General features: G+C 42.2%; 24 protein-coding genes. 12 read left to right on the top strand and 12 right to left on the bottom strand.

Annotation, left to right across the window (positions count from 1 at the left end):
- Positions 1-48 precede the first annotated feature (48 nt).
- On the bottom strand, positions 49-1,140 hold the full coding sequence (locus PQO05_RS23370) for a lipase family protein (protein ID WP_273629863.1): 1,092 nt from the start codon (positions 1,138-1,140) through the stop codon (positions 49-51).
- Positions 1,141-1,222: 82 nt separating this feature from the next.
- Here PQO05_RS23370 and PQO05_RS23365 point away from each other — a divergent pair, with 82 nt between their 5' ends.
- Positions 1,223-1,987 carry a TlpA family protein disulfide reductase gene (locus PQO05_RS23365; RefSeq protein ID WP_273629862.1) on the top strand — a complete coding sequence of 255 codons (765 nt, stop codon included), beginning with the start codon at positions 1,223-1,225 and terminating at the stop codon, positions 1,985-1,987.
- Positions 1,988-2,039: 52 nt separating this feature from the next.
- Here PQO05_RS23365 and PQO05_RS23360 read toward each other — a convergent pair whose 3' ends face one another.
- Positions 2,040-2,393, bottom strand: coding sequence for a HesB/IscA family protein (locus PQO05_RS23360; RefSeq protein ID WP_273629861.1), 354 nt, complete (start codon positions 2,391-2,393; stop codon positions 2,040-2,042).
- A 99-nt stretch (positions 2,394-2,492) separates the two neighbouring features.
- Here PQO05_RS23360 and PQO05_RS23355 point away from each other — a divergent pair, with 99 nt between their 5' ends.
- From PQO05_RS23355 to dnaA, 3 genes are all read left to right on the top strand, one after another.
- Positions 2,493-3,023, top strand: coding sequence for a DUF7935 family protein (locus tag PQO05_RS23355; protein WP_273629860.1), 531 nt, complete (start codon positions 2,493-2,495; stop codon positions 3,021-3,023).
- A 2-nt stretch (positions 3,024-3,025) separates the two neighbouring features.
- Positions 3,026-4,564 (top strand): acyl-CoA mutase large subunit family protein, encoded by a 1,539-nt coding sequence (locus PQO05_RS23350; protein WP_273629859.1) that lies wholly within the window; start codon positions 3,026-3,028, stop codon positions 4,562-4,564.
- A gap of 404 nt (positions 4,565-4,968) precedes the next feature.
- Complete coding sequence (dnaA, locus tag PQO05_RS23345; protein WP_273629858.1) at positions 4,969-6,396, top strand: chromosomal replication initiator protein DnaA; 1,428 nt, start codon at positions 4,969-4,971, stop codon at positions 6,394-6,396.
- 227 nt (positions 6,397-6,623) lie between these two features.
- On the opposite strand, the gene PQO05_RS23340 is transcribed toward dnaA, so the two are convergent.
- From PQO05_RS23340 to PQO05_RS23325, 4 genes are all read right to left on the bottom strand, one after another.
- On the bottom strand, positions 6,624-7,175 hold the full coding sequence (locus tag PQO05_RS23340; protein ID WP_273629857.1) for an NUDIX hydrolase: 552 nt from the start codon (positions 7,173-7,175) through the stop codon (positions 6,624-6,626).
- Positions 7,176-7,367: 192 nt separating this feature from the next.
- Entirely contained in the window at positions 7,368-8,171 is an 804-nt protein-coding gene (locus PQO05_RS23335; protein WP_273629856.1) for a TPM domain-containing protein, read from the bottom strand.
- An 11-nt stretch (positions 8,172-8,182) separates the two neighbouring features.
- Positions 8,183-8,617, bottom strand: coding sequence for a TPM domain-containing protein (locus PQO05_RS23330; protein WP_273629855.1), 435 nt, complete (start codon positions 8,615-8,617; stop codon positions 8,183-8,185).
- 126 nt (positions 8,618-8,743) lie between these two features.
- Positions 8,744-9,322: a LemA family protein gene (locus PQO05_RS23325; protein WP_273629854.1), complete on the bottom strand. Its 579-nt coding sequence runs from the start codon at positions 9,320-9,322 to the stop codon at positions 8,744-8,746.
- A gap of 147 nt (positions 9,323-9,469) precedes the next feature.
- Here PQO05_RS23325 and PQO05_RS23320 point away from each other — a divergent pair, with 147 nt between their 5' ends.
- Together PQO05_RS23320 and PQO05_RS23315 are read left to right on the top strand one after the other, a co-directional pair.
- Entirely contained in the window at positions 9,470-11,767 is a 2,298-nt protein-coding gene (locus PQO05_RS23320; RefSeq protein ID WP_273629853.1) for a GH92 family glycosyl hydrolase, read from the top strand.
- Positions 11,768-11,920: 153 nt separating this feature from the next.
- The gene (locus tag PQO05_RS23315; protein WP_273629852.1) at positions 11,921-12,259 is read left to right on the top strand and encodes a hypothetical protein; all 339 of its coding nucleotides are present in this window, start codon (positions 11,921-11,923) and stop codon (positions 12,257-12,259) included.
- A gap of 49 nt (positions 12,260-12,308) precedes the next feature.
- On the opposite strand, the gene PQO05_RS23310 is transcribed toward PQO05_RS23315, so the two are convergent.
- Positions 12,309-12,860 carry an RNA polymerase sigma factor gene (locus tag PQO05_RS23310; protein WP_273629851.1) on the bottom strand — a complete coding sequence of 184 codons (552 nt, stop codon included), beginning with the start codon at positions 12,858-12,860 and terminating at the stop codon, positions 12,309-12,311.
- Positions 12,861-13,062: 202 nt separating this feature from the next.
- Between PQO05_RS23310 and PQO05_RS23305 the strand changes: the two genes are divergently transcribed.
- Both PQO05_RS23305 and PQO05_RS23300 read left to right on the top strand, forming a co-directional pair.
- Positions 13,063-14,613 (top strand): NAD(P)/FAD-dependent oxidoreductase, encoded by a 1,551-nt coding sequence (locus tag PQO05_RS23305; RefSeq protein ID WP_273629850.1) that lies wholly within the window; start codon positions 13,063-13,065, stop codon positions 14,611-14,613.
- On the top strand, positions 14,613-15,095 hold the full coding sequence (locus PQO05_RS23300) for a DinB family protein (protein ID WP_273629849.1): 483 nt from the start codon (positions 14,613-14,615) through the stop codon (positions 15,093-15,095). Before PQO05_RS23305 ends, PQO05_RS23300 begins: the two co-directional genes overlap by 1 nt.
- Positions 15,096-15,116: 21 nt before the next feature.
- On the opposite strand, the gene PQO05_RS23295 is transcribed toward PQO05_RS23300, so the two are convergent.
- A complete protein-coding gene (locus tag PQO05_RS23295) occupies positions 15,117-16,394 on the bottom strand; it encodes an aminotransferase class V-fold PLP-dependent enzyme (protein WP_273629848.1) in 1,278 nt (425 codons plus the stop codon).
- Positions 16,395-16,508: 114 nt separating this feature from the next.
- On the opposite strand from PQO05_RS23295, the gene PQO05_RS23290 reads away from it, so the two are divergent.
- Together PQO05_RS23290 and PQO05_RS23285 are read left to right on the top strand one after the other, a co-directional pair.
- Positions 16,509-16,970, top strand: a complete 462-nt coding sequence (locus PQO05_RS23290; RefSeq protein ID WP_273629847.1) for an Lrp/AsnC family transcriptional regulator — start codon at positions 16,509-16,511, stop codon at positions 16,968-16,970.
- Positions 16,971-16,992: 22 nt separating this feature from the next.
- Entirely contained in the window at positions 16,993-17,415 is a 423-nt protein-coding gene (locus PQO05_RS23285) for an EVE domain-containing protein (RefSeq protein ID WP_273629846.1), read from the top strand.
- Here the strand turns inward: PQO05_RS23285 and PQO05_RS23280 are convergent.
- The 3 genes from PQO05_RS23280 to PQO05_RS23270 are packed head-to-tail and all read right to left on the bottom strand — an operon-like array spanning position 17,412 to position 18,619.
- Positions 17,412-17,627, bottom strand: a complete 216-nt coding sequence (locus tag PQO05_RS23280; protein ID WP_273629845.1) for a hypothetical protein — start codon at positions 17,625-17,627, stop codon at positions 17,412-17,414. The genes PQO05_RS23285 and PQO05_RS23280 overlap by 4 nt on opposite strands.
- Positions 17,628-17,645: 18 nt before the next feature.
- Complete coding sequence (locus PQO05_RS23275; RefSeq protein ID WP_273629844.1) at positions 17,646-18,047, bottom strand: hypothetical protein; 402 nt, start codon at positions 18,045-18,047, stop codon at positions 17,646-17,648.
- Positions 18,048-18,058: 11 nt separating this feature from the next.
- Positions 18,059-18,619, bottom strand: a complete 561-nt coding sequence (locus PQO05_RS23270) for an RNA polymerase sigma factor (RefSeq protein WP_273629843.1) — start codon at positions 18,617-18,619, stop codon at positions 18,059-18,061.
- A gap of 180 nt (positions 18,620-18,799) precedes the next feature.
- Here PQO05_RS23270 and PQO05_RS23265 point away from each other — a divergent pair, with 180 nt between their 5' ends.
- Positions 18,800-19,165 carry a CoA-binding protein gene (locus tag PQO05_RS23265; protein ID WP_273629842.1) on the top strand — a complete coding sequence of 122 codons (366 nt, stop codon included), beginning with the start codon at positions 18,800-18,802 and terminating at the stop codon, positions 19,163-19,165.
- Between the two features lie 56 nt (positions 19,166-19,221).
- Positions 19,222-19,719 (top strand): hypothetical protein, encoded by a 498-nt coding sequence (locus tag PQO05_RS23260; protein ID WP_273629841.1) that lies wholly within the window; start codon positions 19,222-19,224, stop codon positions 19,717-19,719.
- Positions 19,720-19,741: 22 nt separating this feature from the next.
- Here PQO05_RS23260 and PQO05_RS23255 read toward each other — a convergent pair whose 3' ends face one another.
- Complete coding sequence (locus tag PQO05_RS23255) at positions 19,742-21,142, bottom strand: methyltransferase RsmF C-terminal domain-like protein (protein WP_273629840.1); 1,401 nt, start codon at positions 21,140-21,142, stop codon at positions 19,742-19,744.
- Positions 21,143-21,770: the final 628 nt, after the last annotated feature.

Here is a 21,770-nt window from a genome sequence, read left to right as displayed (position 1 = left end):
TATATGGGGGTTAGACCGCGTGCCTGTATGCTTTGTTACAGTAGTTTATCAGTTATGTAAATAATTTTGTTCGGTAAGGTAATAATAAGGGTAAAACAGGTGATGCAATACCAGGTTTTTAGGATCAGCCGGGAAAACTGTACCGTAGTTAGCATCGGGTTTTAAGATAATAGGCGTGCCGCAGCGCATGTAATTGTTGGTGGCTGCATATTCGGGCTCAACATATTGCGGCATCTCTTTTTTAATAAAGCCGTAAACCTTATGCCCGAGATATTTCTCGTAGTTTTTTTGTGCTTTGTATGAGGGCTTTTTGAGCCGGTTATAAACATGGTTTAAATACAAGCGTACAAAAAACTTTTGCTTGCCTACAATCTTGCTCACATCTTTAAAAGGGTTTACCTCGTTAAAATCGCTAAGGGTTTGTACCGAGAACGGTGTTTCGGGCACCCAATCTAAAGTATTTTCAACAGCCAGCCCCCAGCCACCGTGGGTTAGGTATTCATAATCGTAAGCATAATAAAGGTTGCCCGGTTTGGGCGGTGCGCTGCTATATGTTTTAAAGATGATGTCGGCAGGAATAATCTTACGGCTTTGGAGATCGGCCAGATAAGATCGCAGCAGGTAAGCAATAGCCCCGCCCTGGCTATGCCCGAAAATGATAAAGTCTTTAATATGCTGCTCAGTATAAAGCTTATTGATTTGTGGAACGATGGTTTTTGACAGATAAGCCATCCCCAACAGCCAGCCTATATGCACAGCTGCTTTAGGGTTGTCAGCCAGGTGATATTTAAAAGTAGTGCTATCGTCAATATGCAATTGTCCGCTGGCGGGAACCATAGCTGCATAGAAGTTCTCCATCCAACTGCTTGCATCAGCAGTAGTTCCACGGATTACGATGGCGGCAGTTTGTCCGTCGGTAAATAAATCCCAGCGGTTTTTAAGCGGACCTGCAGGCGAGTGGTAGCGTTGTTTGAAATGTAATGGAAGAGGCGTTTTATCATGCTTTAATGCGGTATCGCTTTGTTGTTTAGAAGCACGGAGCATTTCCAGATATTCCTGTGCATCAAAACCGGGTTTTAACTGGGCGTATGCGCCTGTATATATCAGTAATAAAATAATAAAGCTCAACAATGTTTTCATACGGGTATTATAGCAGCAGATTAATGATTTGTTTGAGAGCAATAATATAAATATATTAGATGTAACCCTATTACAATGTTTTATGAAAAAACTAACCCTATTGCTTTCAATATTATTCTGTTGTTTGCTTGATGTAAACGCACAGGAGATAAGCCCGAATACATCTGATCCATCACTTACTAAACGCAAGGCACTTGGCCCGGAGGCCATAGTTAAAGACTCGAGCGGAATGGTATATCCTTATATAGCGTGGACTAAATTGATGGCATCTGGTGAGTATATGTTAAAATCTACCGGTCCAAGAACAGACTCGACCGTGTACTTTTTAGTTAAAAGATCACGGAGGGAAAAGGATGCCAGTATGGCCCGGATACCCAAGCCTGAAGAAAGCAAACAGTTTGTCAGTGGCACAAGCTTTAGCCCTTTCAAAGAAAAAGATATGAATGGCGAAAAGCTCGATCTGAGGAAAATGCCGGGAAAGGTGTTGGTTCTCAATTTCTGGTTTATAGGCTGCCCGCCTTGCCGTGCCGAAATACCCGAATTGACTGAAATGGCAAACAAGTATAAAAATAACCCCGATGTTGTGTTTATTGCTGTGGCTTTAGATGAGTCGTACGACTTGAAGGATTTTCTGAAAGATCACCCCTTAAGCTACCATGTGATAGATAATGGCCGCTATATTGCCCAAAGGTACGGTGTGCATTTATACCCGACCAATGTGGTTATCGACAGGGATAGCAAAGTAGCCTACTCGAGCGAAGGCGGCCATCGTAATAATATATACTGGATGGAAAAAACGATAGATGCTGCTTTGGCATCGGCACAAAAAACAACAGCAGCGCAATAGTAATTACGCTGCTGTTGTCCGTCTAAGAATTATTGGTAAACTCTTTTATCTTTTATACCGAGAATGAAGTACCGCAACCGCAGGTGCTTGCTGCATTAGGGTTGTTAAAGGTAAAACCACGTGCATTTAAACCATCCTGAAAATCGATTTGCATACCGGCAAGGTACATGCCATGTGCTTTGTGCATGTAAACTTTTACACCTTCAATATAGTAAGTGTTGTCGCCGTCTTTAGTTTGGTCGAAACCCAGTATGTAGTTCATACCTGCGCAACCGCCACCTTCAACGCCAACACGCAGACCAAAATCGTCGCCGATTTCTTGCTGGTCTTTTAATTTTTTTATCTCTTTTACAGCACCATCGGTAAAAGTAACAGGCGCCACTAGGTTTTCAACAACAGTACTCATCTTATATTTTTATTTAGCTATACAAATATAAGCTAAAATGCAGATTTTTGTTCGAGTAACCTTTTATTTGACCGTTACCTAACATTTTTAAATTTACCCATGATTTCAATCAGTTTACTGCTGGACGTATTAAAGTATCTTATTGCCGGTTTAGGCGTTGTTGGTATTTCCTTCTATTTCATTAAACCTTACATTATGCGCAGCGAGCGGATCCAGATCCTGGAAATGAAACGCGCTATCAGCAACCAGGTTTTACCATTGCGTTTACAGGCTTACGAGCGTATGGTATTGTTTATCGAACGCCTTAATCCATCTAACCTGTTACTCCGCGTAAATGCACCCGATTATACTCCGCACGAATTATATAGCATGATACTGGCCGATGTACGTAATGAATATCAGCATAACATTACCCAGCAAATTTATGTAAGCAACGAAGCCTGGCAGGTGGTAAAAAAAGTTAAAGACGATACGCTTAACCTGGTAAATAATGTAGTAAGAAGCCTGCCGCCAAATGCAACAGGTATTGATGCCAGCAGATTGATACTCGCACACATGAGCCAGATGGAAGAAGACCCTTATGAGATTGCTGCAACTTTAGTAAAAAAAGACCTGGATCTTATATTTTAATTATGGCTGATAAAAAGTTCACCTCATCGGGTATAGAAATTAAGCCTATATATAAAGGTGAGGGGAGCGAAGCGCCCGGAGAATTTCCATACACGCGCGGCATCCAAGCCGATATGTACCGCGGCAAGCTGTGGACCATGCGCCAGTACGCAGGTTTCTCTACCGCCGAGGAATCGAACAAGCGTTATCATTACTTATTAAAGCAAGGCACAAACGGTTTATCAGTAGCGTTTGATCTGCCCACTCAAATCGGTTACGACTCTGACCACGAACTGTCCGAAGGTGAAGTAGGTAAAGTAGGCGTAGCTATCGATTCGTTAGAAGATATGGAGATTTTGTTTGATGGCATTACGCTGCAAGACATTACCACTTCCATGACCATTAACGCCACAGCCTCTATACTGCTGGCTATGTATATTGCCCTGGCGAAAAAGCAGGGGGCGGATCTGAAACAGATCTCGGGCACCATCCAAAACGATATATTAAAGGAGTACGCTGCACGCGGTACCTATATATACCCGCCTGCACCATCCATGCGTTTAATTACCGATGTATTTGCTTATTGCAGTACGGAGGTGCCTAAATGGAACACCATCTCGATATCCGGCTACCACATCCGCGAAGCAGGCTCGACAGCAGTGCAAGAACTAGCCTTTACACTCGCTAATGGTAAGGCTTATTTGCAAGCCGCCCAAAGCAAAGGTTTAGATATTAATGTATTTGCCAAGCGACTCTCCTTTTTCTTTAATTGCCACAATAACTTTTTTGAGGAGATAGCCAAGTTTAGGGCTGCACGAAGGATGTGGGCAAATATTACCAAAGAACTGGGCGCAACAGATCCATCGGCCCAGAAGCTGAGGTTTCATAGTCAGACTGGTGGCTCTACATTAACAGCCCAGCAACCGTTAAATAATATAGTACGGGTAAGCAACCAGGCTATGGCTGCAGTACTGGGCGGTACGCAATCGCTCCATACCAATGGTTATGACGAAGCCTTGTCGCTACCTACAGAACAGGCTGCTAAAATTGCTTTACGTACCCAACAGATCATTGCTTTTGAAAGCGGCGTTGCCGATACGGTTGATCCTCTGGCAGGTTCATACTTTATAGAAGCACTTACTGATGAGATGGAAGCCGCCGCGCAGATCTACATCGATAAGATTGATGCGATGGGCGGTTCTGTTAAAGCCATTGAGCAGGATTATATGCAGCAGGAAATTGCAGCGGCAGCCTATCAGTACCAGGCCGAAATAGAAAATGGTGATCGAATTTTGGTAGGTGTTAACCGGTTTACAGAAGAAGCCGCGCCGCTTGCTGATGTGTTTAGGGTTGATGATTCAATTCGTGAAAAACAGATAAAAAAGTTAAAACATTTAAAAGCCAAACGCGTTCAAAGGGAGGTTGATCTTTTGTTGGATCAGCTCAAGGCAGCGGCCGCAGGAAATGAGAATTTAATGCCTTATATATTAAGAGCGGTTGAAGCTTATGCCACCCTGGGCGAGATAGCAGATGTGCTGCGGACTGTGTTTGGTGAGTATTAGATAGGTCGGTTATTTCAGATGCTTTTACCCCTGCATCAGTTGGCCAAAAATGTATTTACCGCCATTACAGACACTTGTAATTTTGTGTGTAAAAACAACTAAAATTGGAGCAAAAGTTGCTACTCAAAGTTGTTAACATTTGTTAGTTATTCGTCTGGTTGTATATTTTTCTTAAGACGAAAATCGTGAAACATAGAATTAAGGAGAAAATTGAGGATTCTTAGAAATGTTTGTTTTTGAGGTCTTTAGGCCATTTTTTGACATTATTATAACATAAATTTAATGTTAGAAAAATTTAAAATTTAATTTTTTAATCCGATTTTTTTCTGAATATTCGATGTTCCGTAGCGGGCACTAACAGAGTTTTGTTGTAGGTTACTAATCAGTGTTTTATTAAAATATTTATGGAAAAAACTTGTACTAACGTTTGGAATAACTGTCTTCAGATCATTAAAGATAATATCCCGGCCCAGAGTTTTAAAACCTGGTTCGAGCCGATCAAAGCTTTAAGGGTTGATGGGAGTGTCCTTACAATACAGGTACCAAGTTTATTCTTTTACGAATGGCTGGAAGAACATTATGTAGGCCTGCTTCGTAAAACAATTAAAAAACAATTGGGCGACGAAGGGCGTTTGGAATACAATATTGTTGTAGAACAGTCGTCATCAAGCAAACCATACACCACCAATATGCCGTCTAACGGTAATGGTGCCGAAGCGAAAAATCAGTCAATGCCAATCCCCATCTCTATCAATAAGGATATTAAAAATCCGTTTGTAATACCGGGGCTTAAAAAGCTGCACGTAGACCCGCAACTTAATCAGAATTATACCTTCGAGAATTTTGTTGAAGGAGATTGCAACCGTTTAGCACGCTCTGCAGGTTATGCCGTAGCAGCCAAACCAGGCGGTACTTCTTTTAACCCTTTAATGATATACGGTGGTGTTGGTTTGGGTAAAACCCACCTGGCACAAGCCATAGGTAACGAGATTAAACGTACACTGCCAGATAAGCTGGTACTATATGTATCGTGCGAGAAATTTACCCAGCAGTTTGTTGATGCCTTAAAGCATAACAACATTAATGATTTCGTTAATTTTTACCAGGCTATTGATGTGTTGATCATGGATGATGTGCACAATTTTGCCGGTAAAGAGAAAACTCAGGATTTCTTCTTCCATATCTTTAACCACCTGCACCAATCTGGCAAGCAACTGATTATCACATCAGATAAAGCGCCTAAAGATCTGGCCGGTTTAGAAGAGCGTTTGTTATCGCGTTTCAAATGGGGCCTTTCGGCAGATTTACAGATCCCTGATCTGGAAACCCGTATGGCTATCCTTAAAAATAAGATCTATCAGGATGGTATCGAACTATCAAATGATGTAATCGAGTATGTAGCCCACAACATTGACAACAACGTACGTGAGCTGGAAGGTGCCATGGTATCTTTGTTAGCGCAATCAACCCTTAACCGTAAGGAAATTGATTTGGCTCTGGCTAAGCAAATGCTGAAAAACTTCGTTAAAAACTCAACTAAGGAGATCTCGATGGAATACATCCAGAGCCTGGTTTGCGAGTACTTCGAGGTACCTATCGAAATGCTGAAATCACAGACCCGTAAGCGCGAAATTGTACAGGCCCGTCAAATCTCGATGTACCTGGCAAAAGCCCATACCAAAAGTTCGCTTAAAACTATCGGTCATTTCTTCGGCGGTCGCGATCACTCAACCGTAATCTATGCCTGCCAAACTGTAGAAGATCTGATTGATACCGACAAGAAATTTAAAGGCTACGTAGCCGATATTCAGAAAAAGCTAAAAATGTCCTAATCAATTATAAACCCAAAAACGAGAGGCCTTGCAATTTTGCAGGGCTTTTTTGTTTTGTGGAGATAAAGCGCAAGGCCTTATAAAAGGTAAGGCCTTGCGCTTTATCTCCAATTTTGTCATTGCGAGGAGGAACGACGTGGCAATCTCGTCGCCAATGTTTATTCGATCTGTATGGCTACGAGATTGCTTCGTACCTCGCAATGACAAAATTAGAAGATTGTGGGATATTACTTCAATTCACCCAACCTCACCAATGCCTGAAACAAAGCAGTACAATGCAAGGCCTGTGGGATTTTAAAATCAAGCAATAGCTGTTTTACTTCTTGAATGGTATATTCTTCGATGATAATTTCTTCGTGTTCATCTAACGATTGTCCGCTTACCTTTTTGCCGCCGGTTGCCAGGAAAGCGTAGGTAATGTTGTTGGCAGTTGCCGGGTTGGCAAATACGGAGCCCATTAATTCTACATTATCAAACTGGTAACCCGTCTCTTCCAATAGTTCGCGTTTAACGGCATGTTCTGGTGATTCGTCGCCGTCAATTACTCCGCCAGGGATTTCGAGCGAAACAATATTGCCCGCATGGCGGTACTGGCGAACCATAATTACTTTATTATCTTCAGAAATGGCTACTGCGTTTACCCAGTTTGGGTACTCGAGCACAAAGTAATCTTCAACTATGCGGCCATCAGGCATTTCACATTTGTCCTGACGAAGGGTAGCCCAAGGGCCCTTATGTACGTAGGTGGATGATAATTTTTTCCAGGTAAGGTCTCTCATTAAAATATATAGTAAGTATGAGCAAATGTGTGAATAAAAAATAAAAGGTGCCTGTTAAATACAGGCACCTTCTTAATAATTACAAGTATGTAAATTTGAGTCTCATTTTCTGACTCTTTATTGTAAACGTTTTAATTATTGAGGATAAGGAGCTAAGTCTCGATTCTTGGTTCTCGATTCTTGACTCTGAGCTTACCAGCTCCCGCTGCTGCCGCCACCGCCGAAGCTGCCGCCGCCAAAGCCGCCGAAACCACCACCGCCTCCGCCGCCAGAACTACCGCCACCAGAGAAACCTCCCCAGTCGCTGCCGCCACGGCCGCTATTGCCCAGCATATTGCCGGCCAGGAACCACCAGAATGGATTAGCACCACCACGACGACCAATAATTTGACCGCCACCACCGCCGCCCCGGTTTTTGAATACGATGATCAGGATCACAACCACAATAATGATAATAAAACCGGCACTGCCCCCACCACTATCTTTATCCTTTTTCTTCCGGTTAGGGTCAGCTTTGTATTCGCCTTTGGTGTATTTGATAATGTGATCTGTTGCCACGTCGAGACCGCCAAAGTAATCACCCTGTTTAAAGTGCGGCTTAATATCCTGCTGGATAATCTGGTTTGTTATGGCATCGGGCAATGCACCTTCTGCACCATAACCGGTTTGTATGGTAACTTTATGATCGTCAATGGCTACCAGTACCAGTACGCCATTGTTTTTTCCTTGTTGGCCGATACCCCACTTGCGGCCCAGCATGGTGCCGTATTCGTTGATATCGTAGTCGCCTACCGATTTAATTAATACCACGGCTACCTGTGTAGACGTAGAATCATCAAAGGCGACAAGTTTTATTTCCAGAATGCGCTTTTGACTTTCGGTAAGTGTATTGGTATAATCGGTAACTAAAGTGTTTGGTTTTGGCGGAAATTCCTGTGCCCAACTGAGGCCGCAGGTTAATACCAGGCTAAAAACCAGTAATATTTTCTTAAACATTATAATAGGGGTTAATTGCCATCCATAAAGGCGATATCATCAGGCAGTTCGTTTTTATCGTCTAACTGATGCGGGAAATATTTTTGCAATTGCAGGCCTGCACGGTTTAAGCCCGTTAGGATACCCTCAACCATATTGCCTTGTTTAAACTGCTCCAGCATGGCATGTTTGGTCTCATCCCAAAAATCAGCCGGAACAACTGAGTTAATACCCGCATCACCGATAATGGCAAACTTACGGTCGACAGTGGCCAGATAAATGAGTACACCATTGCGCAGCCTTGTTTTCTCCATATCCAACTGATAAAAGTACTTGGCCGCACGGTCGAGCACTTCATCGCTGCAATTTTTTTCGATACACACCCTTATTTCGCCTGATGTGTTTTTCTCGGCAGCTTCAATCGCCTTGCGTATCTGCTGTTGTTCGTCGTCGTTAAATACGGGCATGGAGATTAGTTTTGAGTTATGATTTGTGAATGAGTGAGTAAGTTTAGTTATGAGTTTTAATTTTTGAATTAGTGAGTTATATCTCGTTTCGATAACTCACTAATTCAAAACTCACTCCCTCACTAATTAAAAGCTTACTTTCGGCGCTGCTTGTGAAGCTGCATCTGCCTGGAAGTAGCCTTTGGTTGTAAAGCCAAACATTTTAGCTGTTAAGTTAGCCGGAAATTCGCGGATAGCGCTATTGTAGGCCTGTACTGAAGTGTTAAAATCCATACGGGCAACGCTAATGCGGTTTTCTGTACCTTCTAACTGTGCCTGTAAAGCGGTAAAGTTATCGTTAGCTTTCAGGTTAGGATAGTTTTCTGATGCTACCAGTAAGCGGCCCAAAGCAGTACTTAACTGGCCTTGTGCTGCCTGGTATTTCTGGATAGTTTCCGGAGTTAACTTAGTTGGGTCAACCTGTATAGAAGTTGCTTTGGCACGAGCCTCAGTCACTGCTGTTAGTGTGCTTTTCTCAAAATTGGCTACACCTTTAACAGTTGCAACCAGGTTAGGGATTAAATCGGCGCGGCGCTGATACTGGCTTTGTACAGTACCCCACTTGGCTTTGGTATCTTCATCCATTTTAACAATACTGTTGTAACTGCATGAACTTAAAGACATTACTGCTACTAAGGCAAATATTGCTGTGAATAATCTTTTCATCTTAGATCGATTTTTATTTTGTTGAATTTAGTGATTAGATACAAATTATATACCGTTGTTACATTGCTTAAATGTAATGACATAATGGCAATATACATACATTAATACTTAACGCTAAGTTTTATATTTGGCCAATAACTGATCTGCATGAAAAAAAAGCTGCTTCTATTAGCGTTGGTGCTGGGTAATATAACCGTAAACGCCCAGTCTGTTAAAAACGAAAACCTCATTCAATATGTAAAGCCCATTATCGGTACCCAGCGCATGGGGCATACCTATCCGGGTGCAACGGTTCCGTTCGGAATGGTGCAGTTAAGCCCCGAAACTGATACCGCAAGCTATGTGCTCAATGGTAAATACAATCCCGATGTATATAAATACTGCGCGGGTTACCAATATGATGATAAAACCATTGTAGGCTTTAGCCACACGCACTTCAGCGGAACGGGGCACTCTGATTTGGGCGATATATTAATTATGCCAACCACCGGTAAACTGCAATTAAACCCCGGCACGGCAGATAAACCAATGAGCGGTTACCGTTCGGCTTTCTCGCACCAAAATGAAGTGAGTGAAGCTAATTATTATAAAGTTAAACTGGACGATCATCATATTACTGCCGAATTAACTACCACCACGCGTGTTGGTGTTCATCAATATACTTTCCCCAAAGCCGATGATGCCCACATTATTGTGGATATGACGGCCAACCTGTACAATTACCCCGGCAAAAATGTGTGGACTTATCTGCGTGTGATTAACGATAGCACGGTTGTAGGTTACAGACAAACCAATGGCTGGGCACGCACCCGTACGTTATATTTTGCGATGTCGTTCTCGAAAGCATTCATTGGCCATGGTTTTAAAAAATACGATGCCAAAAGCGTTTACGGTGGTTTCTGGGGAAAATTCAATTCGAACAAAAACTTCCCGGAGATAGCTGGTCGTGAAATTAAAACCTGGTTCGATTTCAAGACTGAAGAAGGGGAGAAGATCAAAATTAAAGTAGCCTTATCTCCTGTAAGCATGGACGGTGCCTTAGCCAATATGAAAGCCGAAGCACCGGGATGGGATTTTAACCAGATTAAAGAAGCCGGCCAGCAGCAATGGGAAACCGAACTGCATAAAATTGTGATCCAATCGCCGAGTGTAGCCGAGAAGCAGAATTTTTATACCGCCATGTACCACGCCATGATAAACCCTACCATTTATATGGATGTGGATGGTAATTACAAAGGCATGGATCAGAATGTACATAATGCTAAAGGTTTTACTAATTATACCACCTTCTCATTGTGGGATACTTACCGTGCATTGCACCCGCTGTTCAACATCATTGAGCCGAAGCGTAATACCGATATGATTAACTCAATGCTAATGCACTACGATCAAAGCCCGGAACACATGCTGCCGGTATGGTCGAACTCGGGCAACGAGAACTGGTGTATGAGCGGTTATCATAGTGTTGCCGTAATTGCCGATGCTGTGGCAAAAGGCAATGTTGATTTTGATGCCAATAAAGCATTGGATGCCTGCGTGGCAACAGCCCGTCACCGCGATTACGAAGGTATTGGCGAGTATATGGACAAGGGTTATATCCCGGATGAAAGAAGTGCTGTATCTGTTTCATCAACCTTAGAATATGCTTTTGATGATTGGGCGATTGCGCAAATGGCTAAAAAACTGAATCGTAACGATATTTACGAAGAGTTTATTAAACGCTCGCAAAACTATAAAAACGTGTACGACCCGAAAGTTGGGTTTATGCGCCCTAAACTGGCAGATGGAACCTTCCGCAAAAACTTTGATGCGTTGACAACCATTAATCAGGGTTTTATCGAAGGTAACTCATGGAACTATACGCTGTTTGCCCCGCAAGATCCAAAAGGATTGATTGAACTGCTGGGTGGTAATAAGCGTGTGGTTAGATATCTCGACTCATTATTCACCATGCAATTACCGGATAAGTTTTTTGCTGAGACTGAGGATATTACCCGCGATGGTATTATTGGTAATTATGTACACGGTAACGAACCAAGCCACCACGTAGCCTATTTATATAACTGGACTGATAAGCCCTGGAAAACGCAGGAGCGCATCCGTATGATCCTGAAAAAAATGTACGGACCAGCTCCGGATGGCTTGGGTGGTAATGATGATACCGGCCAAATGAGTGCCTGGTATATTTTCAGCACCATCGGTTTTTACCCTGTAGCGCCAGGATCGGATGAATACTCGATAGGTAGCCCGGCTATTAACAATGCGGTTATTAAGTTGGACAATGGCAAAACATTTACCATCAGCGTAAAAAACCAAAGCGATAAAAACGTTTACATCCAAAAGATGACTTTAAACGGGCAGCCGCTTACCGGCTTAACCATAAAACACAGCGATATTACCAATGGTGGTGAGTTGGTGTTTTATATGGGTAGCAGCCATAAATAATTTTAGAAAATAAAGAATCTTTAACCCCTTATGGCAATAGTTTATAAGGGGTTATTTGCTTAAATGGACATGAGCGGCACGTTTGCGCCGGCACGGGGCACTGCTTCTTCACTATACCAGAGTTTGTTCATTTCTATCTAAAGATGTATTTCAATGAAAGAAAATTATCAACTGAAAAAAAAGGAAACAATCGCCTTTATTATTTTGATTATTGTTGCAATCAGCTTTTTTGAATTTTACGGGATTAAAGAAGATCATGAAGCTGACCGTAAAAATATAAATTTGGAATTCGCTGGGAGAGTAGAACGGATCGAATATAATATTAAGCAATTTCCGACTGTCACTGTCGGAGATAGTGCATATCATATTGGTAGTGGTTATAACACAGATCACCAGATAGGTATTGGTGACTCTATAATTAAGAGAAAAGGGTCAGAGGTGTACACATTGATAAAATACAACACCAATAAAGTAATTGAATTTAGAAAATAGCCTCCATGCTGGCGCGAGCGTGCAGCTCGTGTCCATTTAGGCATCACAATTAATTAGCCTGATAAGCTTCCAACTGTAAAACTTTCTTTTTCAAAATACCACGGGCACGGTGCAGGGTAGTGCGCGATAATAGTTCTGTAATACCCAGCATGGTGCCTATTTCCTGGTGGCTGTATCCTTCAATGGCATATAAGTTAAAAACAGAACGGTAGTTGCCCGGCAATTGCTGAATAATGGTCATCAGTTCCTGCGCTTCCATTTTATTGTTTTGGTTTGATGCGTAGCAAGGCACGCTGTTTTCAGAAATTTCTTCGCTCAGCATCATTGGTTTTAATTTGCGGTAACGAGATATAGCAGTATGCGCCATTATCCTGCGGATCCATCCTTCAAGGCTGCCTTCGCCACGGTAGTTGTGTAAATTTTTGAAGATTTTGATAAAGCCTTCCTGTAAAACATCCTGTGCTTCATCACGGTCGGTAGTGTAGCGCATGCACACGGCCAACATTTTTGGGGCTAACACTTTATATAATAATTCTTGTTGTTTACGGTCGTTAACTTTGCAGCCTTCCCAAATCCGTAATAATGTATTTTCAGCGATCATGACATTGTTTGTTTGATATATACCCTATGCCAATTTTAACACCATTTAGTTAAGTATTTGAAAATCAATTACTTTATTTTGAAATGACAATTAAAACCGTACGTTACCGTACACCAAGCGTACATGCCCGAACACTTTTGCAGCAATAAAACTGATTTTGCTAACTTTGCATCATCCGGGATAAAAACCCGGCAATAGCATTATGATAAAAGAAACAGAAATCGTTTGTTCGCCCGAACAACATGAAGATATGGAGGCGCTAAAGCTCATTACAGCTACAGCGCTTAAAACACCCGCCCAACAAATTACCGGCATTAAAATATTAAAGCGTTCTATTGATGCGCGTGGCCGTAAAGTGGTTTACCGTATGCAGGTTCGTGCTTATATCAATGAGCCTGTACCACAGGAGCACCAGGTAGTAAATTACCCCAATGTGAAAGAAGCCCGCCCGGTTATTATTATAGGTGCAGGCCCTGCCGGGTTATTCGCCGCTTTGCAATGTATAAAGCAGGGGATGAAACCCATTGTGCTGGAGCGTGGTAAAGATGTAAAACAACGCCGCCGCGATTTGGCCAATATCAATAAACAAGGCTTGGTTAACCCCGACTCCAACTATTGTTTTGGTGAAGGTGGTGCGGGAACTTATTCGGACGGCAAGCTCTACACCCGCTCAACTAAACGTGGCGATGTAAATGAAGTACTCAAAGTATTTACCGACCACGGTGCTACCGAAGATATTTTGGTAGATGCCCGTCCGCACATCGGTACCAACAAACTGCCGCAAATTATCACTGCCATGCGCGAAACCATCGAAAATGCCGGTGGTGAAGTGAGGTTTGATGCAAGGGTAGTAAACCTGTTGGTCAACTTCAGTAAAATAGAAGGCGTAGAACTTTCATCAGGCGAAAAGCTCGAAGCAAAAGCGGTGATCCTGGCAACAGGGCACTCGGCACGCGATGTATTCGAAATGTTGCACCGCCAAAATATATTGATAGAAGCCAAAGCATTTGCACTGGGTGTCCGCATAGAACATCCGCAGCAGATTATAGATCAGGCGCAATATCATTGTGCCGATAGGGGTGAATACCTGCCGCCATCTTATTATAGTTTGGTAGAGCAGGTTGATAACCGCGGGGTTTTCTCGTTTTGTATGTGTCCGGGCGGCATCATCGCGCCTTGCGCAACAGATCATAACGAAATTGTGGTTAATGGTTGGAGCCCATCAAAGCGTAACAATCCTTTTGCCAACTCAGGTACAGTAGTGCAGGTTAACCTCGAAGATGTACCGGGAAGGGATGATGATCCTTTCCGACTGTTGAATTTTCAACACGATATAGAAAAACTGGCTTTTACAGCGGGCGGTGGCAATTTAGTTGCTCCCGCGCAGCGGATGATTGATTTTGTGGAAGGCCGTATATCCCGCGATCTGCCAACAAATTCTTATTTGCCGGGTTGTAAAAGTGTTGATCTGGTAAACGTATTGCCAGATTGGATCCATCAGCGTTTGCAAAAAGCTTTACCGGTGTTTGGTAAAAAGATGAAAGGTTATTATACAAATGAGGCTATATTGGTAGGGGTAGAGTCGCGCACCTCATCGCCGGTAAAAGTGCCGCGCGATAAGGAAACTTTGCAGCACCCGCAGGTTGCAGGATTATTTCCATGCGGTGAGGGGGCAGGTTATGCCGGTGGCATTATTTCTGCTGCAATAGATGGGATTAACTGTGCCGATGCGGCATTTAAATTTTTAAACTAATGAGCACCACGGCCGAAATTTTAGAGAAAAAACTGGACAACGTATTATATGGCGAGCCCTGGTACGGTACACCGATATATGAGATTATAGAAAATGTAAGTTTTGAAGCTGCGTTTGAACGACCGGCTAAAGCTGCGCATACCATTGCCGAAATTGTGCTCCACATGTTCAGTTGGACAGAAGAAGTGCTGGACCGACTGAACGGCAAAACAGCGGGTAACCCGGTTAGTGGAGATTGGCCCCCGCCCGGAACTCCCGATGAAGAAACCTGGAAGCTCTGGGTATCGGACTTGAAACTGGTTAACGTAAACCTGGTAAAAGCGATCCGCAACCTGCCTGCCGACCAATGGGACGAGCCCATTAACGACGAGCGCGGCGGTGAACCGGTTACCACCCATGCCGAATTGGTGGATGGTTTTATCCAGCATCAAATTTACCACGCAGGGCAAATAGCTATCTTAACTAAGATCATCAACGGATAATCTTAGTTAAGATGGGCTGTATTAATTAGCAACGATCTCTTTTATAGCCTCGATAAACTGATCGATTTCTGATAGCGTGTTATAATAATGTGGAGAAGCTCGGATAGCCCATTCAACCTGCTTGTTGTCAAAATCGATCACGGCAAACCTTTTATAACTGGGTACCACATTAATATGCTTTTCTTTAAGGGCATCTAAAATAGTTGCCGGTTTAAAACCTTTGATATGGAAGGTAACCAATGCGCCTTGTTCCAATCCCCGGTCTAAAACGCGTACGCCATTTATGGCCGCCAATTCGCGTCGTGTATAGTCCGATAAGTATTTAACTTGTTGCCAAATTTTATCTTCGCCAATATTTAAATAGTATATAATGGCCTCGCTCATGCCTAATATCAGGGCATAAGCAAATTCCCAATCTTCGTAACGTTTGGCATCTGGTTGGGGTAGGTACTCATCCTTCGCTACCCAATCGGCACCGCGCATGTCGATAAATAAAGGTTCGAGCCCGGCTTGCAATGCTTTGTCGGAGATATACAGGAAACCTGTTCCGCGAGGACCTCTTAAAAATTTTCTACCCGTAAGGCTCAGAAAGTCACACTTCAATTCCTCTACATCCAATTTCATTTGCCCGGCCGACTGGCAGGCATCTAAAATGTACCAGGTTTGGCCGGGATTTGTGCTGATGTATAGCTCATATATTGCTGCAATTTGTTTAACCGGCTGAATGAGGCCTGAATTGGTAGGAATATGCGTTATGGCCAACAAACGGGGTTTTAGTTTTATTAGTTGATATTCGAGATCTGCTAAATCTACACCACCTTCTGGAGCGTCCTTTATCCTTACAATTTCTACATTGAACCTTTTCTTGCAGGATAAAAACTGGATTTGGTTAGAAATGAAATCATCTGTATCGGTCAAAATAATATCGCCCACCTCAAATGGGATAGATGATAAAGCCCTGGTGTATGAGTCAGTTGCGCTGGCGGTAAAGGCGATGTTAGTTGGTTTGCAATTGAGCAGCTTACCGGCTTGTATATAAAACTGCTGCACAGCATCGGCTCTTAATGCAGAAGCTTCGTAACCGCCGATTTGCGATTCGAGAGTAATATGTTCTAATACTGCTTGTGTTACTACATTTGGCATTAAACCTGCTCCGGCATTATTTAAATGATTTACATTGGCCGTGCCGGGTGTGTCGTTTCTGAAAGCTGCAACTTCTTCATCAGAAAAAGCGGGCGTAGAATCCAGTGAGTGCGATCCCAAAGGTTGTAATGTTTTGTCGGAATTAAATTTGTTCATTTGTTTTATTGTTATTGATGAACAAAGCTATTGCCGGGTGCCTGCTTAATTTATGCAAATACGATATGGAGCACGCAGCATTCGGGCAAATTTTAATATAAAAGCGGGTAAAAGATGCATCAACCAGATGACTATGATAAAAAGCTGCTGAACCATTTGCAGCGAAACAATAAACTATCGGCCGAAGAACTGGGCGAGGCCGTTAGCCTGAGTGCCAGTGCTGTGCAGCGCCGACTCAAGAAACTGCGCGATGAAAAAATTATTGAGGCTGATGTATCCATCATTTCGCCACAGGCTGCGGGCTTAACCATAACCTGCGTGGTAGATGTGATATTACAGGATGGCAACTCCAAAGCATTAGAGAAATTTAAAGCTACCCTACGCGATTGTGCAGAAGTAATGCAGTGTTATTTTGTAACAGGTGCTTATGATTTTGTTCTAATAGTAAACACCAGGGATATGCAGCACTACGAGGCTTTTTCTAAAAAATGGCTGATGGATAACCCCAATGTTAAGCATTTTTATACCCACGTGGTAATGGATAAGGTTAAAGTTGGTTATAGCATCCCGATATAAGTTGAATTAATATTTCTTAGCTATGGAAAGTAAATATTGGATAACTGTTGTATCAAAAGATCATGCTTTGCGTGCTGCTGCCGGTGGCTTTATTCAGATTAACCACGGCAAAGAAGTTCCACTTAAACGAATGATGCCGGGCGATTGGCTCCTTATTTACTCATCCAAACAATTTTTAGATGGTGATGTGAAAGTGCAGGCATTTACAGCCATTGGGCAGGTTACTGACGATGAGATCTATCAGCATAAAATGTCTGAAACTTTTATCCCTTTTCGCAGGAATATCAGGTTTTGCGATTGTGTAGAAACCCCGATAGCGCCGCTTATTCCAGACCTTGATTTTATCAAGAATAAGCAGTCCTGGGGTTATCCTTTCCGTTTCGGTTTTTTTGAAATAGATAAGGCTGATTTTGAATTAATCAGAAAGCAAATGCTTCCTGATTAATCCTCCAGTTCCTGGCAGCTGATGCCGGCGGTTTGCAATACAGATTCAACCTGTCTTGGAGAGAGCTGATCGGCAATAACCCGTAGAATATTCTCCGGATCATCCAGATCAAAATTCCATTTAATAATATTGGGGATAGAAGTTAGTAAGGTTTTTACCTTACTAACTTGTTGTGCTTGCGTAACACTTGTTTTAAACACCAGTATATTCATAACGTGGCTAATATTTTGTTAAACATTCGGGGTTGATTCGTGGGCAGCACTCTCATCATCCCAATCAAAATCTCTCCAACCGCGCGGGCCGCACATGCGTTTTTTCATTTGTTCTTTAAAGCGTGCCTTTTCTTCGGGGCTCATGTTTTTAAAGCGCTCTTCCATACGTTTGCGCATCCACGGTGCACCACCGCCCGGCCTGCCGAAACGGCCTCCGCCTTTACCAAAGCCAAACAGTATTTTGCTTAAAATAAACAAGCCCATGGCCTGCCAAAAGGTAATTACGCCTACGTGGAAAATATCGGGCAGTAAATGGTTCCATAACTGCATAACCACTAAGCTGATGAGCGACAGAAAAGCTGCCACTGCTATCGGGATAAATATGAACCTTGCTGGTCCTTCAAAAAATACTCTTTTCATGTTTTTAATCTTTAATATTTTGTAATGTCTTCATACAATTGTTTCAACCGTTTGCGCAGGTGTAAAACCGCATAGCGTTTGCGCGATACCAGGGTTTGCACAGGCTCGCCGGTCAGTTCGGCAATTTCCTGGAAAGATAGATCGTCTAGTTCGTGCCATACAAAGGCTTGCTTTTGTTCTTCGGGCAGTTCGTCCAGGGCTATAAATAACTCGTCCCAAAAAAGGTTGCGCATATATTCTGTTTCGGGCGTGCTGGTTTCGGGCATTAAAATCGCGGTAAAATCTGTGCCTTCATCACTGTCTTCATCATTATCAATAAACAGATCTTCAATTAATGACTCCGACCGCTTTTTGTGCTTGTCCGTAATTTTATTGCGCGCTACCTTATAAAGCCATGCACCTGTTTGCGCTATTGGCTCGGCATTTACTACAGAACTAAACTGGTACCATACATCCTGCAGAATGTCTTCGGCATCGGCATCGTTCTTAACCCGCCTGCGGATAAAAGCCAACAGACTTTTACCATACGCTTTGATGGTATTAAGTGTATGACTGTTTTTATCTTCGGGCATTAGGGCTGTTGTAACCAATTGTATTCTCTTTTAATAGAGAAGACGATTGTGGTTTGAGAACATTTTAAATAAATTGAAATTGTTTTTGATAGACTAAAATTAAGCTTTTCTGTTACATGGTTTTACATCCGGCCGACATCTATATAAACCCACGGCGCGATATTTGAGTATATTAATATTATGGCCGATAAAAAAACATTAGTATTAGGGGCGACACCCGACCCAAGCCGTTATGCTTACTTAGCATCTAACCGTTTGGTACGAACCGGACACACTATAGTTAACGTGGGCATTAAAACCGGCGAGGCCGCCGGCGTAGAAATTGAAAAGCCCGAAACTATCCACGATGATATAGATACCATCACTTTATATGTTGGCCCCCAAAACCAACCTGCACTGTACGATTATATATTGGCGACAAACCCTAAACGCATCATCTTTAACCCCGGTACCGAAAACGGAGAGCTGCGCAGAATGGCGAGAGAGAAAGGTATAGAGACTTTATCTGCTTGCACGCTGGTGATGCTGAGTACGGGGGAGTATTAAGGCTCGAAGTTTATTAACTAAAATTCTATATTAGCTATGATCACATTATAGTTAATATGACTGAAGCCGATGCTCTTCTTATCCATCAAATAATCTATTCAATTGCGGGTATTATTTGGATTATTTTGATTGCTGGGATATTATACAATATCATCAAGAATGCGAGCCAGAAAATAAAGCTTAATGTTTTATACCTTATTAATTCGCTCGTTTTCCTTGTTGGGATAGAATTTTATTTTCGATTGGCGCTTATAACGCAAGGGCCTAAGCAAGCCACAAGGGAAGCGTCCATCAAAATACTTCAGGCTCAATGTTTAGAAGAAATGTTAAGATTTTTATTAATATCTCTCCTTATTAGTGTCGGGTTGATTGGTATTAATATATTTTATCAAAGAATTGTAACTAAAGTTATAGACCGAAAGCTTTTGGTTAGATTAGCTTCGATTGATTTTTTAGTCCTTTTGGTCTTATCTCTCAATTCCATCTTGGGCTATTATATTGGGATGATAAGGGAAATAAATAGTTATCATCACCATTATTTATTAATGAGATAAAAATTCCTCTCCTTGAAAGTGCTTATCTTGTTTCCTGTTTCTTGTCTCTTGCTTCTAAAGTAGACATAATCCTCAACTCCTTCGGGTAATAATTATTAATCCTGTTCGGCAATAACTTAGCCCATCCCAAAGGTTCACCTTTATAAGTCATCAAACTCCAGCCTTTTTGTGTGATTTCCATATCTATATTATCCCGGCGTAAATAAGCTATAGCCTGATCTTCGGTCAACTCGGTTTCCTGAAATTCATCTTTATTAATAATAAGGCTTAATGCCAGCTCGTGATCGGGGATTAAATCCCGGCCTGCCAGTTTACCAATTCGCACGCCCGATTTTTTGATGTACAGTTTATCCTGCAAGGCCAGCATACTGTCGCGATGTATATCCGGGATCACCATCCAATCGTCAGCTACTTTAAAAAAATGATAGTTTTCGCTGTCCTTTATATATGGTCTCAGTGGATCGATCTCTTTAGCATTCAGTTTCTGGAATTTGTTTTTATGGGTTGATGCCTTGGGCGCTTCCTGTCGTTTAATCAAACATGATGCAAACAAACCTTCGCCTTTAACTTTGTCAGGATAAAAACGATAACCCCAGGCTTTATGCCCAACACTCTGGGTTTCTACAATATCCCAATTGCTATCTATATTAATACGTACGCTTTCCATCCCGAAGGCTTCGCAAAGCCAATCGAGGATATTTTCATTTTCTTCAACCGAATAAGAACAGGTACTATATATAAGGTAGCCGTTTTCTTTAAGCGCCGGGTAAACATCGGCCAATATCCGTTCCTGGCGCTGGTGACAAAGTTTTACATTCCCTTCCGACCACTCATCCATTGCAGCAGGGTCTTTCCTAAACATGCCCGAACCCGAGCATGGCGCATCAATTAATATAGTATCGAAAAAACCGGGCAAGCGGGCAAAGTCTTTTGCATCATTATTAGTGACGATTATGTTGGCATTTCCCCAGCGTGTTAAATTATCAGTAAGCACAGGTACACGCGTTTTGATGATCTCATTGGCAACTAACAGATCATCTTTGGTCATGGTAGATGCCAATAAAGTACTTTTACCACCAGGCGCCGCACATAGATCGAGGATTTTGAAAGATTCTTCAGGATCATTTTTTCTGATCTGGCGCATAATCGTATCTATAAACATAGACGATGCTTCCTGCACATAATAGCTTCCCGCATGAAATAATGGATCGAAGGTAAAGGATGGGCGCTCATTTAAATAGTAAGCATCCTGGCACCAGGGTACAGGTTGTGCATTGATAAATGAAGTTTTTTTATTCGGATTGATGCGAACCGAGGTAGGAGCGGCAACTAATTCGTGAGCTTTTACAAAGTTTTCGCGATCAAAACCGGGCGCTTGCGCCAGGTCATCCAGAAAATTTTCGGGGAAATGCAGGTTATCCATATACATTTCAAAGATACAAATTACTTATAATGGATAGTCGGTAGCATGTCAAAGCAAAAATCGAGCTGTAATACTTGCTAATTTTCAGCTACTTACATTTGCTTACAAAAAAATGGAAAATTTGTTTTGGCAGATGTGCAAAACCGGTGTATATTTGTAACCCGCAAATGAGAAAGCGGGACGTTCATTGAAGAAGTAAAGAGAGAAAAAGAGTTTCAAAAAAAGCGAAATAAAATTTGCGGGAAACTAAAATAATCCTCATCTTTGCAGCCCGCCAGGAAGGAAAAGCGGGATCGTTCATTAAAGAGTTAGAGAAGTTAAGCAGATGGTTGAAAGACTTGATGCTGAGGTTTGAGAAGAAGATAAGTGATATAGAAAACCTCAAAAAAACCTTCCAAATTAAATGAAAATAAAATTTGGAAAAAACAAAAAGCTTCTTACCTTTGCACTCCCGAAACGGGGAAAGAAAACGGAGAAAAGCTGGTGATAACCAGGGAAGTAAACGGAAAGAAAAAGCGAAGCGCAATGCCTAGCGAATGACAAATGAAAGGTTAACAATCGCAATGATTGTAAAACATAAAGCTGAACCGTGAGGGGAAGTGAAAAGTTCTTTTTTTAAGATATAACA

Source organism: Mucilaginibacter jinjuensis, assembly GCF_028596025.1.
GTDB classification, from domain to species: domain Bacteria; phylum Bacteroidota; class Bacteroidia; order Sphingobacteriales; family Sphingobacteriaceae; genus Mucilaginibacter; species Mucilaginibacter jinjuensis.
The sequence above is the reverse complement of the archived record's forward strand: the minus strand, read 5'-3'. Positions and strand labels throughout refer to the sequence as shown.